The sequence below is a fragment of the Thioclava sp. GXIMD4216 genome (genome assembly GCF_037949285.1).
GTDB classification, from domain to species: Bacteria; Pseudomonadota; Alphaproteobacteria; order Rhodobacterales; family Rhodobacteraceae; genus Thioclava; species Thioclava litoralis.
Map to the genome: position 1 here is coordinate 1,652,930 of NZ_CP149926.1, position 16,579 is coordinate 1,669,508.

Sequence of the window (16,579 nt, forward strand, 5' to 3'; positions counted from 1 at the left end):
AAGGGCGGCCCGAAAGCCGCCCTTCAAAGATCAGACTGCCGGTGGCCGATCAGTCATGCGGGCCGATCATCAGCTCGGGACGGACAACCTCGTCAAAGGTCTTCTCGTCCACGAACCCAAGCGCGATGGCTTCGTGCTTCAGCGTGGTGCCGTTCTTATGCGCGGTTTTGGCAACTTTGGTGGCGTTGTCATAACCGATGGTCGGCGCAAGCGCGGTAACCAGCATCAGCGATTCATGCAGGAGCTTCTCGATGCGCGGCTCGTTGGCTTCGATGCCGGCCACCATATTATCGGTGAAGGCCGAGGCCGAGTCGCCCAGAAGCTGCATGGATTGCAGCACGTTATAGGACATCATCGGGTTGTAGACGTTCAGCTCGAAATGACCCTGAGAGCCCGCAAAGCCGACGGCTGCGTTGTTGCCCATGACATGGGCGCAAACCATGGTCAGCGCTTCGGCCTGCGTCGGGTTCACTTTGCCCGGCATGATCGAGGAACCCGGCTCGTTTTCCGGCAGGATCAGCTCGCCCAGACCGCAACGCGGACCCGAGCCCAGCAGACGGATGTCATTGGCGATCTTGAAGAGCGAGGCCGCAACCGTGTTGAGCGCGCCCGAGAACATGACCATCGCATCATGGGCTGCCAGAGCTTCGAATTTATTCGGAGCCGTCACGAAGGGCAGGCCGGTGATCTCGGCCATATTCGCCGCAACCGCTTCGCCCCAGCCTTTCTTGGTGTTCAGACCAGTGCCAACAGCGGTGCCGCCCTGCGCCAGTTCGTAGATGTCACCAAGGCAGGCCTCGACACGTGCAATGCCCTTGCGGACCTGATGCGCATAGCCCGAGAATTCCTGACCAAGGGTCAGAGGGGTCGCATCCTGCGTATGGGTGCGGCCGATCTTGATGATATCCTTGAAGGCTGCGGATTTCGCCTCCAGCGCTTCGGCCAGTTTCGTCAGGCCGGGCAGCAGCACATCACGCGCCGACATGGCGATACCGACATGCATCGCGGTCGGGAAGGTGTCGTTGGAGGATTGCCCCATATTGCAGTGGTCATTGGGGTGGACAGGCTTTTTCGAACCCATCTCGCCGCCCAGCATCTCGATCGCGCGGTTCGAGATGACCTCGTTGGCGTTCATATTCGACTGGGTGCCCGAGCCGGTCTGCCAGACGACCAGCGGGAAGTTGTCGTCGAACTTGCCGTCAATCACTTCGCTGGCGGCGGCGATGATCGCATCGGCGATTTTGGCATCCATCGAACCATTGGCCTTATTGGCCATCGCGCAGGCTTTCTTGATCACGCCAAGCGCGCGGATGATCGGCACGGGCTGCTTTTCCCAGCCAATCGGGAAATTCATGATCGAGCGCTGCGTCTGCGCGCCCCAGTATTTATCTGCGGGAACTTCCAGCGGACCGAAGCTATCGGTCTCGGTACGGGTCGCGGTCATAGTGGGCCTCCGTAATAACCAGCTCTGGCCATGAAACCGGCCAGCCGTCAACGCCGTTTTGTCTAAGGGCTGGAACGGGGGAATGCAAACGGTATGCGCCTGTATACGGGCGCTAACATAACAAAAGAGCCGCCCCCTGAAGGGCGGCCTGTGATCTGTGCCGGACGGTCATGCCGACCCGCGCCCGCTCAGGACTTGCGGAACTTGTCGAGGCTGACAACTTCGGCCTCGGGGCGGTCGCCTGCGGGCGGCGGATCGTCATCGCCATCCTCTTCCGGCGCGTCCTCTTCCTCGGAGTCTTGGGTTTCGAATCTCAGGCCGAATTCGACACTGGGATCGACGAAGGTCTGGATCGCGTCATAGGGAATATAGAGCGGCTCGGGATTGTTGCCGAAATTCAGCGTCACGCCGAAACCGTCATCATCGACATTGAGATTGTCGAACCAGTGCTGGATGACCACCGTCATTTCTTCAGGATAACGCGAATGCAGCCAATCCGCCATTTCAACGCCATCCGCCCGCGTGTCGAAGGTGATGAAAAAATGGTGCGCGCCCGGAAGGCCGTTTTCGGCCACATCCGAAAGCACCTCCTGTATCAGGCTTCGCATTGCGCGATGCATCAGGTTGCCATAATCGATGCTGCGGGTCATTCCTTGTCCTTCCATACCTTGGCAGGTGTTCCCTCACCATAGGGGTTTTACGACCGTTGGAAAGGGGCACTCTTGCGTCCAAGGTGCTTTAGACGCGAGAAATCTTACGAAATCTTCTCGCTGGAGAGACAGAGTTCGACAGTGTCCTTGGGTAAGAAGCCGAGTTGGCTGAACAACCCGATCAGATCGTAGTGATCCTGTGATCCGGCAATCTTGTCCCCGTCGAATTCGATCAGGGACTGGCCGGTAAAGGCGACCGTCTCACCGGAGGACTTCGAAAGCCCGCTGACGCGCATCATCACATGTAAAAAACGGCCGTTTTCATAGGAGTACAGAATGTCGTGCTGGATCGCGTCAAGCAGGGCGCGCAGGGCGGGCACCAGATCCTCGAGATCGTCGCGGGTCATGCAGACATCGGTGATGAGGCCGTGTGATTCTGTGGCATCCGTCACGAAGGCGGGCAGGCGCTCGACGCGCCCGTTTGCCCAGACTTCTTCCAGAAACTGCCGGTACAGATCGAGTTTGTCTGCCATATCTTCCCCAAACGTTCTCATGGAAAGAGTTACATCAGCTACAACTTGAAGCTGGGTTAACAACACACCCCTCAAGCATAATATATGCTACATCCTACAATTTATGGCTGCGTTGTCCAAAACAAACCGTCGATGCCATGTGTGAGGATGACAGGAAGGGCAGGGCCAAAACGCGATTTTGGGGGAGAGGTGCAGGATTCTGTTGCCAGGCTCCTGCGGGCCCCGCCTTACGTCGCTAAACGCAAGGAGTTAGGTTTCGGTACCCGAGCTGCTTACGCAGCCAGAGCCACCGGAGCACGATTGTCGTTTGCAATTGTACTTTGTGAACCGATAACGGTGGTATCTCACCGAGACAAAGCTACATCTTTAGACGTTCGTCGATCCTATTTCGGCCCCGTGATCCCAAACGAAAGGATATATGGTGGAGCCGCCGGGTACCGCCCCCGGGTCCGAGCCGTGTATTACATGCGCGTTTATGTCCATAGTCCGGAGCAAGCCCCGAACATTGATCGATATAAGGCGCTGTCTGGCGGGTTTCAAGCCGCCGTAATGCGCCGTCTTCAGAAAACGTCACGTTTTCGGGTCGGGAAGCGGGGCAAGAGCAGTTGCCGGGGCTTTTCAAGCGCGGATGCCCATGATAGCAGGCAGGCGATATTCTCAATCGCCCCCGGTCTCCCCGCGCGGGCAAGATGCAATGGAAAGAGCTGACTATGGCTATCGAACGCACGCTGTCGATCATCAAACCCGACGCAACCCGCCGCAACCTGACCGGCAAAATCAACGCCAAGTTCGAAGAAGCGGGTCTCCGCATCGTCGCACAAAAGCGCATCAAACTGTCGATGGACCAAGCCGGCAAGTTCTATGAAGTCCACAAAGAGCGTCCCTTCTACGGCGAACTGTGCGAATTCATGGCATCCGAGCCGGTTGTTGTTCAGGTTCTCGAAGGCGAAGGCGCCATCCTGAAAAACCGCGAAGTCATGGGCGCAACCAATCCCGCGGATGCGGCAGAAGGCACCATCCGTAAGGAATACGCCCTGTCGGTCGGCGAGAACTCGGTGCACGGTTCGGACGCGCCCGAAACCGCAGCGCAAGAAATCTCGTTCTTCTTCTCCGGCCTCGAGCTGGTGGGCTGATTTCTTCCGCCATCACATGAAAAAGCCGCCTCGGTCGAGGCGGCTTTTTTTATGGGCCCGGTTCTTCCTTCCAGGGGACATGCGCGAAGGATCCGCCGGGGAGGCCTGCGGAACAGGGGGGCTGCGGAACAGGGGGGAGCCTGCTCCGCAAGACAGGCTTAGTGCAGCGCCGAGATCCGCGGGCTGCAGGCGGTGACATGGGGCATCGCATTGGGCAGCAGCAGGATCTTTTCAAGCTTGTCGTTGTTTTCGACAAGGTCGGCCAGATTGTAGCGATCCAGCTCGGCGAAGAAGGCTTCGAGTGCCTTGCTCAGCGCGTTGCGCAGCATGCAGCCGTCGCGCAGCGGGCAGGTGTTCGAGCCTTCGTCAAAACATTCGGCAAAGGGCAGGCCGCCCTCGAAGCTGCGGAAAACCTCGCCGACCGAGATTTCGGCTGCCGGACGCGCAAGCTGCATGCCGCCGGCACGCCCGCGCCGCGTCTCGATAAAGCCGCGCTGCGACAAGGTGTTGATCACTTGAGCGAGATGGTTTTCGGAGGCGTTGCAATTCTCCGCAATTTCCGATTTTCGCACGGTCCGACCGGCATTGATGGCACAGAACATCAAGGTGCGCATTGCCAGATTGGTACGGATTGTAAGTCGCATATTCCCTCCTAAGTTGCGCGGACCTTAACCTGTTTCTGATTTGTGCGATTTGACATAGATCATATAACCGAAACCCATCTTTACGCACGGGCTTGGCTGTGCGGATTATGGCCGGACGGGGCTTGACCCGTGCATGACATAGCGTCACGTCTTGAAGGTGTGGTTGAAACAGGGAGGCACGGATGGCGCTAGAGGATGCCAAGACACAGGTCGATGAGGCCTTTACCAGACAGAAGCGGCGTGGCCTGAGCTACGAGAACGCCTTTGGCGGCGCGACCAGCTTTCTGCGCAGGCGCTATAGCAAGGATCTTGTCGGGGTCGATGTGGCGGTGACCGGCATCCCCTTCGATCAGGCGGTGACCAACCGGCCGGGGGCGCGGTTCGGGCCGCGGGCCATCCGCGAGGCCTCGACGCTGCAGGCCTTCGATGCGCCCTATGGCTGGGGCTATGACCCGTTCTCTACCCTGAGTATAGTCGATTATGGCGATCTGGCGTTCGATTATGCCAATGTCGCACAGACGCCTGCACGGATCACCGAGCATCTGCGCGGCATTCTTGCGGCGGGGGTGACGCCACTGTCGATGGGCGGCGACCATTATGTGACCCTGCCGATCCTGCGCGCCGTGGCCGAGATCTATGGCCCGATTGCGCTGATCCAGTTCGATGCGCATAGCGACACATGGGTCGATGACGATCCGGCACGGATTGATCACGGCACGTTTCTGTATAAGGCGATCAAGGAAAAGCTGGTGGACCCGAAGGCTTCGGTCTCTGTCGGGATCCGCACCGACAATCCCGATACGCTGGGGGTGACGATCCTTGACGCGCCTTTCGTGCATCGCAAAGGGGTGGAGGCGGTGATCACCAAGATCAAGCAGGTCGTGGGCAGGCGTCCGTGCTATATCACCTTCGATATCGATTGCCTTGATCCGGCCTTTGCACCGGGGACGGGGACGCCGGTCTGGGGCGGGCTGGCAAGCTGGCAGGCGGCCGAGATCCTGCGCGGCCTGCGCGGGCTGATGCTGGTTGGCGGGGATGTGGTCGAGGTCTCGCCCCCCTATGACACCACGGGGGCCACCGCGATTGCCGGTGCCCATGTCCTGACCGAACTGATTGCCTTGCGCGGGCTTGTGCCTTCGGGAACCAGTTTGTGATCCGTTGTGTCGGTAAGTTTCCGGTTACACTCCCATATTAAACTCGGCTATAGCCCCAAGAAATGCGCTTTACAGGAGAGCAAGCCATGCATTCGAGAGATGTCAGCCGCTTTACACCGATGATTGTTTGCGGTGCCCTTGCGCTGTTATCGCTGTTCGGCGTGCCTTTTCACGGGATTTTCTGGTTGCCCCTCGTGATCTTCGGCGCGCTTTTCCTTGTGGGCTGCTATGACGTGCGCCAGACACGCCATGCGGTGCTGCGCAATTACCCGATCATGGGGCATATGCGCTATCTGCTGGAAAGTATCCGTCCCGAGATCCGGCAATATCTGATCGAGGCGGATCAGGACGAAGAACCCTTTTCGCGCGAGGAACGGTCGCTTGTCTATCAGCGTTCCAAGAATGTCGAAGATGCGCGGCCTTTCGGCACCAAGCAGCGGGTCTATGATTCCGGCTATCAGTGGATCACCCACTCGGTGCAGCCGCGCCATATCCAGAGCCATGATTTCCGTGTGACAATCGGCGGGCCGGATTGCACGCAGCCCTATTCGTCCTCGATCTACAATATCTCCGCCATGTCTTTCGGGGCCCTGTCTGCCAATGCCATTCAGGCGCTCAATACCGGTGCGAAGCTGGGGGGCTTTGCCCATGACACCGGTGAGGGGTCGATTTCGCGCTATCACCGTGCGGGCGGCGGCGATCTGATCTGGGAGATCGGTTCGGGCTATTTCGGTTGCCGCAATCATGATGGCAGCTTCAATCCCGAGACCTTCGCGCAGCGCGCGCAGGACCCGCAGGTCAAGATGATCGAGATCAAGCTCAGCCAGGGTGCCAAGCCCGGTCATGGCGGGATGTTGCCGGCGGCGAAAATCTCGCCCGAGATTGCCGAGGCACGTGATATCCCGATGGATCAGGATTGCGTCTCGCCTGCCTCGCATTCGGCGTTCTCGACGCCGATCGAGCTGTGCGAATTTATCAAGACGCTGCGCGATCTTTCGGGCGGAAAACCTGTGGGCTTCAAACTCTGTGTTGGTCACCGCCGCGAATTCATGTGCATGATCAAGGCGATGATCGAAACCGGCATCACCCCCGATTTCATCGTGGTCGATGGTAAGGAGGGCGGCACCGGGGCGGCACCGCTGGAGTTTGCCAACCGTCTGGGCATGCCGCTTGTCGAAGGGCTGACATTTGTCCACAACGCGCTGCGCGGTGCGGGGCTGCGTGACAAGATCCGGATCGGGGCCTCTGCCAAGATCATTTCCAGCTTTGATATTGCCCGCACGCTGGCGCTCGGGGCGGATTGGTGCAACTCGGCACGGGGCTTCATGTTCGCGATTGGCTGTATTCAGGCGCAGGCCTGCCATACCAACCGCTGTCCGGTCGGGGTGGCCACGCAGGACGCCCGTCGCCAGAAGGCGCTTGTGGTTGAAGATAAGGCGACGCGGGTCGCGAATTTCCATCGCAACACGATGAAAGCCCTCAAGGAAATGACTGGCGCTGCGGGGCTGGACCATCCGTCGAAATTCCTGCCCCATCACCTGATGATGCGCGAGAAGGACCGGCAGATGGTGGTGGGCAGCGAGGTGTATCCTTATATGCCCGAAGGCTTCCTGCTGCGCGAGGAAGAGGATAAATTCGGCTATCTGTCGCGCTGGCACCGCGCGCGCTCCGATAGTTTCTTCCCGATCGATGACGGTGTGTGATCTCGCAGGTTCTGGTCTGCCTGACTGGGGGGGCTGCAAACTGACCTTGCAGAACGGCGGTTTCCGGACCGCCGTTTTTTTGTGCCGAACCCGTCTTTGCGCCCGATTGCAAGCGGGCTTGCAATGAGCGCATACATAAAATCATGTCGGTCGCTTGTTCTTTTTCCACATGCTCCATACTAGGCACATAAAGGCCCGCTGGCTTCCCCCTCCAATGCTAGGACCCATCTCATGAGCATCGAACACTCTTCAACGGCTGGCCCGCTGCAGGGGGCCGAACCGCCCGTCTTCAAGGCATCGCCGAGATTGATTATTCTGGCCTTGGCGCTCGGGGGCTTTGCCATTGGTACGACGGAATTCGCCTCGATGGCGCTGCTGCCCTATTTCTCGAAGGAACTCGGGGTGAATGCCTCGCGTGCGGCGGATGCCATCAGCGCCTATGCGCTGGGAGTGGTGATCGGTGCGCCGACGCTGGCAGTGATCGGGGCCAAGGTGCGGCGGCGTCTGATGCTGACATGGCTGATGGTTGCTTTTGCGGTGTTCAACATGCTCTCGGCCCTTGCTCCCAATTTCGGCAGCTTCATGGCGATGCGGTTTCTGTCAGGGCTTCCGCACGGGGCCTATTTCGGCGTGGGCGCGCTGGTGATCGCGGCGGCCGTCCCCAAAGAAAAACGTGCGGCGGCTGTGTCCAAGATGTTTCTGGGGCTGACCATCGCCACTACGCTTGGCGTGCCGATGGCCAATATATTGGGGCAGACGGTGGGCTGGCGCTGGAGCTTCCTGCTGGTCGGCGCGATTTCGTTGATGACCGCGATCTCGGTCTTTCTGGCGGCCCCGCGCGTGCCCGTGGACCCGAATGCCAGCCCGCTCAAGGAGTTGGGGGCGCTGAAAAACACGCAGGTCTGGCTGACATTGGCGACCGGCGCTATCGGGTTTGGCGGGTTTTTCTCGGTCTATACCTATCTCGCCTCCACCACGACGGACAGCATGCATCTTCCGGCCACTTACGTGCCCTTCATTCTGGCGCTGGCGGGGATCGGGATGACGATTTTCACGATAATCTATGGCTGGGCGTCTGACCGCAGCCACACCGCGACCGCCTTTTTCAGCCTGACGGTGGGGACGCTTCTGTTGCTGGCCTATCCGTCGGCCACCAGCCATCTTGGCAGCTATGCGGTCTGTGTGCTGCTGTTGGGCCTTCTTAGCGGGGTCTCTATGCCGTTGCAGATCCGCCTGATGGATGTGGCGCGTGACTCCCAGCAACTTGCCGCGGCCCTCCATCACGCGGCCTTCAATCTGGCCAATGCGCTGGGGCCGTTTCTTGCCGCCAAAGCCTTGACGGCGGGCTATGATTATCCGGTTTCGGGCTATGTGGGGGCTGCGCTGAGTTTTGGCGGGCTGCTTCTGTTCTGTGTCACGGTCTTCGACTGGCGTCGCCGCGCGCGCTTCGGCTATATCTGAACGCCGGCCTCTGAACGCGGGACGGCGCGCGCAACCACCTCGTAGCAAAAGGGTTTGAAATGGCAAAACTGGTCCACTCCATGATCCGCGTGACGGATGAGAGGAAATCGCGTGACTTCTACCATCGGGCTTTCGGGCTTGAACTGGTGGAGCGGCTCGAGTTTCCGGAATTCACGCTGGTCTATCTGTCGAATTCCGAAACGGAATTCGAACTGGAATTGACGGTGAACAAGGGGCAGGGCACGCCCTATGATCTGGGGACCGGCTATGGCCATCTGGCGGTGACGGTGGCCGATCTCGATGCGGAACACGCGCGTTTCGAGGCCGAAGGCTTTGCCCCCCGCAACATCGTTGATTTCGCACCGGCGGGCACGTCGATTGCGCGGTTCTTCTTTGTGGCCGATCCCGATGGATACCAGATCGAGGTGCTGGCGCGTTCGGGGCGCTTTGCCTGAGGCTGTGATCGGCAAAACCGAGCCGGTCGGCCTTGCGCGGATGCAATCCCCCTTGGCGGCTGGGCGGATCGGGGATAGACCCCTTCTTCCGAGAAGACTGCCTAAGACGCATGGAGGAAGCCTTGGACCCCGAACTCCGCATATCCCGCCAGATTGCCAGTGATATTTCTGCCCGCCCCGAACAGGTGGTGGCCGCGGTCAAGCTGCTGGACGAGGGCGCGACCGTGCCTTTTGTCGCGCGGTATCGTAAAGAGGCGACGGGGGGGCTGGATGATACACAGCTGCGTCTGCTCTCCGACCGGCTGATCTACCTGCGCGATATGGAAACGCGGCGTGCGGCGATTGTGAAATCCATCGCGGAACAGGGGAAGCTTGGCGATGATCTGGCACTGCAGATCGCGCGCGCCCAGACCAAGGCAGAGCTGGAAGACCTTTACCTCCCCTATAAGAAAAAACGCCGCACCAAGGCGATGATTGCGCGCGAGAACGGTCTTGAACCCTTGCTTGACGCGATTTTGGCCGATCATGGCGCGGACCCCGAGACAGTGGCGGCCGCGTATCTCAACGAGGCTGTGCCAACTGTCAAAGAGGCTTTGACCGGCGCGCGTGACATTCTGGGCGAGCGTCTGACGGAGGATGCCGCGCTTCTGGGACGGTTGCGCGACTGGATGCATCAGAACGCGGTCTTGCGGGCGAAGCTTGTGGACGGGCAGGCCGACAAGGGCGCGAAGTTTTCGGATTATTTCGATCACAGCGAGAAATGGCAGACGGCGCCGTCGCATCGCGCTCTGGCTATGTTGCGGGCCTCGAATGAGGGGGTGATCACGCTTGATATCCTGCCCGAAGAAGCCGTGGCCGACCGGCCCGCAGAGATGATTGCCGCGTCGCTCAATCTGCGGGGGCATGGCGCGGGGGCGCATTGGTTGCGTCAGGCCGCTGCATGGACATGGCGGGTCAAGTTGTCCCTGTCGATGATGCTGGACCTTCTGGGGGATTTGCGGACGCGGGCGCAAGAGGAAGCGATCTCGGTATTTGCCCGCAATCTCAAGGATCTGCTTCTGGCGGCTCCTGCTGGCGCGCGCGCGACATTGGGGCTGGACCCGGGGATTCGGACAGGCGTGAAAGTGGCCGCTATCGATGCCACCGGCAAACTGCTCGAGAGCACAACGATTTACCCGTTCCAGCCGAAAAATGATCTGCGGGGGGCGGAAGCCGCGCTTTTGGCCCTGATGATGAAACATAAGATCGAATTGATCGCGATTGGCAATGGCACCGCCTCGCGCGAGACCGAGCGGTTGGTGCTGGATGTTCTCAAACGTCTGCCCAAGGGGCAGCCTGTTCCGACAAAGGTTATTGTCTCCGAGGCAGGCGCTTCCGTCTATTCCGCCTCGGAACTGGCTGCGCGGGAGTTTCCGGATCTGGATGTGAGCCTGCGGGGAGCAGTTTCTATTGCGCGACGCCTGCAGGATCCGCTGGCCGAGCTGGTCAAGATCGAACCCAAAAGTATCGGCGTCGGGCAGTATCAGCATGATGTGGACCAGCACCGTTTGGGGCGCTCGCTGGAAGGGGTCGTGGAAGATGCCGTGAACGCGGTGGGCGTTGACCTGAATACGGCGTCGGCGGCGCTTTTGTCGCATGTGTCGGGGCTCGGGCCCGCTTTGGCCGAGGCGATTGTGTCCCATAGGGAAACAAACGGGGCATTTTCCGCGCGTAAAGACCTTTTGAAAGTGGCCCGACTGGGGCCGCGCGCTTTCGAGCAAGCCGCCGGTTTCTTGCGCATTCGCGACGGGAAAGAACCTCTGGACGCCTCGGCGGTGCACCCGGAAGCCTATGACATCGCGCGCGATATCGTAAAAGCCTGCGGGCGCGATCTGCGTTCGGTCATGGGCAATGAGGCCGCTTTGCGTATGATCCGGGCCGAAGATTTCCTGCGTGACGGGTTCGGCCTTCCAACTATCCACGATATTCTGGCAGAGCTACAAAAGCCAGGGCGTGATCCGCGTCCGGATTTCAAGACCGCGAGTTTTGCAGACGGGATTGAAGAAATTTCGGACCTGCGCCCCGGAATGCGCCTTGAGGGGACCGTGACCAATGTCGCCGCTTTCGGAGCCTTTGTGGACATCGGCGTTCATCAGGATGGGCTTGTGCATGTCAGCCAGTTGGCAGACCGCTTCGTTAAGGACCCGCATGAAGTGGTGAAAGCGGGTGATGTGGTCAAGGTCATGGTGACCGAAGTTGATATTGCCCGTAAACGTATCGGGTTGAGTATGCGTCGGGATGCCAAGCCCGCAGCCGCCGCCGCGAAAGAGGGCAAGCCTGCGCGCGATCAACAGAACGCATATCGATCCCGCAAAGGGACCGGGGATTCTCCCAAAACCGGTTCCACTGGGGCTTTAGGGTCTGCCTTGGCCGAAGCGTTTGGCAAACGGAAATAATCCAGAGATCGTTCTAAGCGGGTTGCTCCGCTTAGAACCACTCGATTTCGCCATCGGCTTCTTCATGGCTGAGCACGATCCGGTCCTGGGACGGATTGAGATTTGTGATCAGCTCGTGAAGTCGCAGACGGGACAGGATCGGAACGGCGTGAAGTTTCACGCCCTCCGGCATTTCCCCCGAGACCGCCGCCATCAGGCGACCAAGATCTTCGAGCGATTGTGTGATCCGGTCGATGCCTTGCATCCCCCGGATCGCCTCGGCCCGCGTATGTTCGGAAAATTCGCATTCCGAAATCGCTTTCTGAACATCGGCGGAAAGACGTGCCAGAGTTTCCAGCTCGTCGCCAACACGAGCTGCCAACGCATCAAGAGGTAGGTCTTGATGCTTTGGCGGAATGGTTTCCTGTGCGGTGCTGGTGATCATAGGCGCCCCACAACGGCCTCGATGCAGTTGCGAAGATCTTGCGGCTGGAACGGCTTCTTGATGAAGTTGTTCATGCCAAGCTTCTTGCCGTTCTCGATGATCTCTTTATCCGCACGACCCGTGATCAGAATGAACCCGCTACGCTGGGTCTTCGGATTTTTACGGATCGCATGAAGCAGCTGCAGCCCGTCCATTCCCGGCATGTTATAGTCCGAGATGACAAGGTGGACCGGAGTTTTCTCCAGAATGCTCAATGCGCCCGGGCCATCGACTGCATAGCCCACTTGGCGAATACCCATAGCGTCCAGCGCCTGTAGGATCAGGCCGCGGCTTGTGGACATATCATCGACCACCATGACTTTAAGTTGGTCTCGCAATGCCATTTGTGGCCTCCTTCATTAACCCGTTTCGGGGAGTCGATAAGTGGTGATTCCGGCCGGCAGGAGTTTGCTGCCCGTGTCCAGCGGAACCCGCTCGGAATGGCCAACAAAAAGCCAGCCGCCCGGAGCAAGGATTTTTTCAAAACGTTTCCACAGAAGGTTTTGGGCTTCTGGAGAAAAATAGATCATCATGTTCCGACAGAAGATGATGTCAAATTGGCCTTTCATTGGCCAATCCGAATGGATATTCAGCTCGCGGAAGGCTGCGCGATTGCGCAACCTGTCTAGAACCTGAAAATCTTCCCCGTGCTTCTGAAAGTACTTTTTCTGAAGAGGGCCGGGAACGGCTTCTAGAATAGTCTCAGAATAGACGCCCGCAGTGCCACGTCGGATCATGACCGGATCGATATCGGTTGCCAGAAGCCGGATATCGGACTGGTCGAAATCTCGGACGGATTCTGCCGCAGTCATCAAGATCGAATAGGCTTCCTGACCATTGGAGCAGCCCGCCGACCAGATACGGAGCCTTTTGCCGCGCGAGGCCAACAACTGAGGCAGGGCCGTTGTCTTCAACGTTTCGAAATGATGATTTTCTCGGAAGAAATTCGTCACATTCGTGGTCAGGGCAGAAATCATCTCCTGACGTTCGCTCAGGCCGTCCTGACTGCTGACGAGGTCGATATAGCTACGGTAGGAGTTCAGCCCCAGAGCACGAAGCCGTTTCTGTAGCCGGGATTGGACCATCGAGCCCTTTCCCGGTGCCAGGACGATTCCCGCATGCGCCATAAGAATCGCGGCAATTTCTGCCAGTTCTTTCTCGCTAGGGGTCGTCTGGGGAATATTGGGGGTTAGTGCGTTCATGCGGCTTCCGCGGTATCTTCGGGCAGAACCGTGGCGAGATCCAAGACGCGGATCATACGTCCTTCCACAATGGTCAGTGCCGAAATGAAGCTATGCGACATATCCGCAGCGAGATCCGGCGGCGGTTGTAGCTCTTCGCGCGGGATCGAGAGAATATCCGATACGGCATGGACAAGCAGCCCTGCGGTCTGGTTGCCGAACTGGACCACAATGATCACGTTACGCGCATCGCCTTCTACTGGGCTCATGCCCAAACGGACGGACAAATCCACCACCGGCAGCACTGTGCCGCGCAGGTTGATGACACCACGCACATGCGGCGGGGCATGCGGCAGAGGGGTTGCACGCGTCCATCCACGGATTTCGCGCACAGACATGATATCGACGCTATATTCTTCGTCTGCCAAGCGGAAAGACAGAAGTTCGATCTCGGACGAGGTTTGGCTCGATGCTGTTTCAGTCATCTTAATCATCCTGCTAGGGCAAAGTCGGACCGGGTGTGGCCGGTTGCGTTTTGAACAAGGTCGGCGGGGTCAAGGATCAGAGCGATCTGACCATCGCCAAGAATAGTGGCTGCGGCGATGCCGGGGATGTGCCCGTAGGCTTGCTGCAGACCTTTGATCACGACCTGACGTTGTTCCATGATCTGGTCGACAATCAGGGCATTCCGGCGGCCATCTTCCTGCGCGGTGAGCAAGACGATGCATCCCTCATAGTTGCTTTTCGCGCCGCGATATCCAAGCTCGGCCCCAAGATCGTAAAGGGGAACGAACTCGCCACGGACATGGATGACATTGGTCGTCGGCCCCAGTTTCCGCAGATCTTCCGCCGTAAGGGTCTGCGTTTCCAGAATGGCGTTCAAAGGCACGACCAGCGTTTCTCCGGCGACATTCACGACCATACCATCCAGCACGGCCAGGGTGAGCGGCAGAGAGATCGAGAAGATCGTTCCCTTGCCGGGTTCTGAATGGATGGTGATCCGCCCGCCCAGAGACTGGATAGAGCTACGCACGACATCCATACCGACACCACGACCGGACAAGGCCGAGACCTGATCTGCTGTAGAGAAACCCGGCAAGAACAGCAGGTTGTCGATCTCTGCATCCGTCAGTTGCGCCTCGGGCGCGACAAGACCTTTTTCGATGGCCTTTGCCAGGACTTTCGGCCGGTTGATCCCTGCACCATCATCTTCGATTTCGATAACCACACGTCCCGAGCGATGCTGCGCCGAGAGTGTGATGACGCCTTCTTCGGGTTTTCCTGCCGCGCGACGCTTATCGGGCGTCTCGAGACCGTGGTCGACCGAGTTCCGGATCATATGGGTCAAAGGATCTGCAAGGCGTTCGATGACGGTCTTGTCGACCTCGGTCGTTTCGCCTTCGACCTTCAACCGGACATCCTTGCCAACTGCGGCCGACGCCTCGCGCACAATCCGCCCCATCCGCTGGAAGAGCGGTTTGACAGGCTGTGCCCGGATCATCATGACCGAGTCCTGAATATCCCGGGTCAGCATCATGAAGGCTTCAAGCCCGGTCATGACGGCAGAGTTCGGTGGCAAACCGGCCTCGGCCACGCTTTGTGCGAGCATTGCCTGGTTGATGACCAGCTCCCCGACAAGGTTCACAAGACGGTCGATCCGGTCCAGATCCACACGTACGGTGGGGGACGGGTCATTGCCATGTTTCGCTTGCGCCGCAGCGGCCCCCGCCTCCGTCTCTTTCGGAGCCGCCCGTTCGGGCGCAGGTGTCGCCTCCACAGGAGCGGGCATTACTGCCGTGGGCTCGGGTTGCGGAGCAGGTGATGACGGGGCATCCATGAATTCTGCATCCATGACGGCATCAGTCGATGCTTCTGCGCCGTCATTGGCAAAAGGGAGAAAACTGTTTTCGACGCCGTTATCCTGTTTGATTTCAAGCGTGCTGACATCTTCCACGAAATCGAAGACTTCGCGGATATCCATCTCGTTGACATCGCCTGTCAGAACAACATTCCAGGACAGATAGGGGATCTCCGGATTGAGGTCGTCGAGCTCGGGGATGGCATCCAGATCAAGGGTCGCCACCATTTCCGGACATAGCTCGTGCAAGGCACGGAACAGATGCAGCGGCTCATTGCCCGAGGTGAACAATTCGGCCTTGGGCACGAAGTCCACTTCGATCCGGGTTTCGCTGACCTCGTCAACTGCCCCCAGATCAAGATCAAAACTCAACCCCATCGGCTGGAAATCGTCAGAGGAGACTTCCTCTTCCTCGACAGCCCCGCCAGGGGCCATGCCCATCAGGGATTCCAGCTCGCACAGGGCTTCCTCGGCCCCTTGTGGCGGAGGATCACCAGCTTGTGCTGCACGGACGTGATCCGACAGGAAATCGGCGCATTGGAAAAAATGCTTTACGGCATCGGGCGAAAGCTGAAGTTTGCCGGAGCGCACCTCATCCATCACCGTTTCATACCGGTGGGCGAATGCGACGAGCGCGTCCAGTCCGAAGGCTCCAGCCCCACCTTTGATGGAGTGCACGGCCCGGAAGACGACGTTGATCGTCTCGTTATCATAGGCGCCTTCATCCATCTCGATGAGTGCGTCCTGAAGACTTTCAAGCAGTTCTTCGCATTCAACAAAGAAACTGGCCCGAATTTCTGCCATCGGATCAGACATGGATCCCTCCCTTAGCCTGCCACCATCTGAAGTGCCTTAACCAGCTTGGGCGGGTCGAAAGGCTTCACGATCCAGCCGCTTGCACCTGCCGCACGGGCACGTGCCTTCAGTTCAGGGGCGGATTCTGTCGTGAGGACGAGGATCGGGGTTGCCCGATGCTTTTCCTGACCGCGGACGGCTTCGATGAAGCCAAAGCCGTCGAGGCGCGGCATGTTGATATCGGAGATGATCGCGTCGGGTTCGATGCCCTCAAGCACCTCAAGCCCGTGCACGCCATCTTCGGCGACGTGAAGTTCAATGCCCGCATCTTTCAAAGCGAGTTTGAGCATGTCGCGGATGGTACGGCTGTCGTCGACGGCCAGAACTGTCAGGCTCATGCGGCCTCCGTGGATTGTAAATCATCAAGGGAAACCCCAAAGATCCCAAGCGCTTCGTCGAAGGCTTCGGAACGGGGAGAAATTGTCAGCGAGTGACCGCTGTCACGCCAGGTCTTCGCGGCGGAAACAAGAACCTGCAGGCCCAAAGCCCCCAGATGGCTTACCTCTGCGGCATCGATAACCAGATCGCTACCCTTATGAGAGCGAAGTGTATCCGTTAGTCCTGCGACCTTGGTCAGGTCTAGCTTTGGGTCCAGGGGAAGCGTCGTCAT

At 58.9% G+C, this 16,579-nt stretch carries 17 protein-coding genes and 1 other RNA gene; 6 read left to right on the forward strand and 12 right to left on the reverse strand.

All coding sequences use genetic code 11. The features are described from left to right. Window positions 1-49: 49 nt before the first annotated feature. The 4 genes from fumC to ssrA form a co-directional block, all read right to left on the reverse strand. The gene (gene fumC, locus WDB88_RS08270) at window positions 50-1,444 is read right to left on the reverse strand and encodes a class II fumarate hydratase (protein WP_339107197.1); all 1,395 of its coding nucleotides are present in this window, start codon (window positions 1,442-1,444) and stop codon (window positions 50-52) included. A gap of 188 nt (window positions 1,445-1,632) precedes the next feature. After that, on the reverse strand, window positions 1,633-2,094 hold the full coding sequence (locus WDB88_RS08275) for a ClpXP protease specificity-enhancing factor SspB (RefSeq protein ID WP_339107198.1): 462 nt from the start codon (window positions 2,092-2,094) through the stop codon (window positions 1,633-1,635). A 104-nt stretch (window positions 2,095-2,198) separates the two neighbouring features. Further along, window positions 2,199-2,627: an ester cyclase gene (locus tag WDB88_RS08280; RefSeq protein WP_339107199.1), complete on the reverse strand. Its 429-nt coding sequence runs from the start codon at window positions 2,625-2,627 to the stop codon at window positions 2,199-2,201. Between the two features lie 188 nt (window positions 2,628-2,815). Further along, window positions 2,816-3,171: a transfer-messenger RNA gene (gene ssrA, locus WDB88_RS08285) on the reverse strand. Window positions 3,172-3,337: 166 nt separating this feature from the next. On the opposite strand from ssrA, the gene ndk reads away from it, so the two are divergent. Further along, entirely contained in the window at window positions 3,338-3,760 is a 423-nt protein-coding gene (gene ndk / locus WDB88_RS08290; RefSeq protein ID WP_339107200.1) for a nucleoside-diphosphate kinase, read from the forward strand. A 158-nt stretch (window positions 3,761-3,918) separates the two neighbouring features. Here ndk and WDB88_RS08295 read toward each other — a convergent pair whose 3' ends face one another. After that, window positions 3,919-4,404 carry an Rrf2 family transcriptional regulator gene (locus WDB88_RS08295; RefSeq protein WP_339107201.1) on the reverse strand — a complete coding sequence of 162 codons (486 nt, stop codon included), beginning with the start codon at window positions 4,402-4,404 and terminating at the stop codon, window positions 3,919-3,921. Window positions 4,405-4,586: 182 nt separating this feature from the next. Between WDB88_RS08295 and speB the strand changes: the two genes are divergently transcribed. The 5 genes from speB (at window position 4,587) to WDB88_RS08320 (ending at window position 11,612) form a co-directional block, all read left to right on the forward strand. Further along, the gene (gene speB, locus WDB88_RS08300; protein WP_339107202.1) at window positions 4,587-5,558 is read left to right on the forward strand and encodes an agmatinase; all 972 of its coding nucleotides are present in this window, start codon (window positions 4,587-4,589) and stop codon (window positions 5,556-5,558) included. A gap of 86 nt (window positions 5,559-5,644) precedes the next feature. Beyond that, complete coding sequence (locus WDB88_RS08305; protein ID WP_339107203.1) at window positions 5,645-7,261, forward strand: FMN-binding glutamate synthase family protein; 1,617 nt, start codon at window positions 5,645-5,647, stop codon at window positions 7,259-7,261. 231 nt (window positions 7,262-7,492) lie between these two features. Beyond that, window positions 7,493-8,722 carry an MFS transporter gene (locus WDB88_RS08310; RefSeq protein ID WP_339107204.1) on the forward strand — a complete coding sequence of 410 codons (1,230 nt, stop codon included), beginning with the start codon at window positions 7,493-7,495 and terminating at the stop codon, window positions 8,720-8,722. Window positions 8,723-8,781: 59 nt separating this feature from the next. Beyond that, on the forward strand, window positions 8,782-9,177 hold the full coding sequence (locus WDB88_RS08315; RefSeq protein WP_339107205.1) for a VOC family protein: 396 nt from the start codon (window positions 8,782-8,784) through the stop codon (window positions 9,175-9,177). A 122-nt stretch (window positions 9,178-9,299) separates the two neighbouring features. Further along, window positions 9,300-11,612, forward strand: a complete 2,313-nt coding sequence (locus WDB88_RS08320; RefSeq protein ID WP_339107206.1) for a Tex family protein — start codon at window positions 9,300-9,302, stop codon at window positions 11,610-11,612. A 31-nt stretch (window positions 11,613-11,643) separates the two neighbouring features. Here WDB88_RS08320 and WDB88_RS08325 read toward each other — a convergent pair whose 3' ends face one another. The 7 genes from WDB88_RS08325 to WDB88_RS08355 are packed head-to-tail and all read right to left on the reverse strand — an operon-like array spanning window position 11,644 to window position 16,579. After that, complete coding sequence (locus tag WDB88_RS08325; RefSeq protein ID WP_339107207.1) at window positions 11,644-12,036, reverse strand: hypothetical protein; 393 nt, start codon at window positions 12,034-12,036, stop codon at window positions 11,644-11,646. Next, window positions 12,033-12,419, reverse strand: a complete 387-nt coding sequence (locus WDB88_RS08330; RefSeq protein WP_339107208.1) for a response regulator — start codon at window positions 12,417-12,419, stop codon at window positions 12,033-12,035. The genes WDB88_RS08325 and WDB88_RS08330 overlap by 4 nt, the downstream gene beginning before the upstream one ends. Before the next feature lie 15 nt (window positions 12,420-12,434). Continuing rightward, a complete protein-coding gene (locus tag WDB88_RS08335) occupies window positions 12,435-13,277 on the reverse strand; it encodes a protein-glutamate O-methyltransferase (RefSeq protein ID WP_339107209.1) in 843 nt (280 codons plus the stop codon). After that, on the reverse strand, window positions 13,274-13,741 hold the full coding sequence (locus WDB88_RS08340; RefSeq protein ID WP_339107210.1) for a chemotaxis protein CheW: 468 nt from the start codon (window positions 13,739-13,741) through the stop codon (window positions 13,274-13,276). The genes WDB88_RS08335 and WDB88_RS08340 overlap by 4 nt, the downstream gene beginning before the upstream one ends. A gap of 5 nt (window positions 13,742-13,746) precedes the next feature. Continuing rightward, window positions 13,747-15,930 carry a chemotaxis protein CheA gene (locus WDB88_RS08345; RefSeq protein ID WP_339107211.1) on the reverse strand — a complete coding sequence of 728 codons (2,184 nt, stop codon included), beginning with the start codon at window positions 15,928-15,930 and terminating at the stop codon, window positions 13,747-13,749. An 11-nt stretch (window positions 15,931-15,941) separates the two neighbouring features. Continuing rightward, window positions 15,942-16,307: a response regulator gene (locus tag WDB88_RS08350; RefSeq protein ID WP_339107212.1), complete on the reverse strand. Its 366-nt coding sequence runs from the start codon at window positions 16,305-16,307 to the stop codon at window positions 15,942-15,944. Further along, window positions 16,304-16,579 (reverse strand): STAS domain-containing protein, encoded by a 276-nt coding sequence (locus WDB88_RS08355; protein ID WP_339107213.1) that lies wholly within the window; start codon window positions 16,577-16,579, stop codon window positions 16,304-16,306. Before WDB88_RS08355 ends, WDB88_RS08350 begins: the two co-directional genes overlap by 4 nt.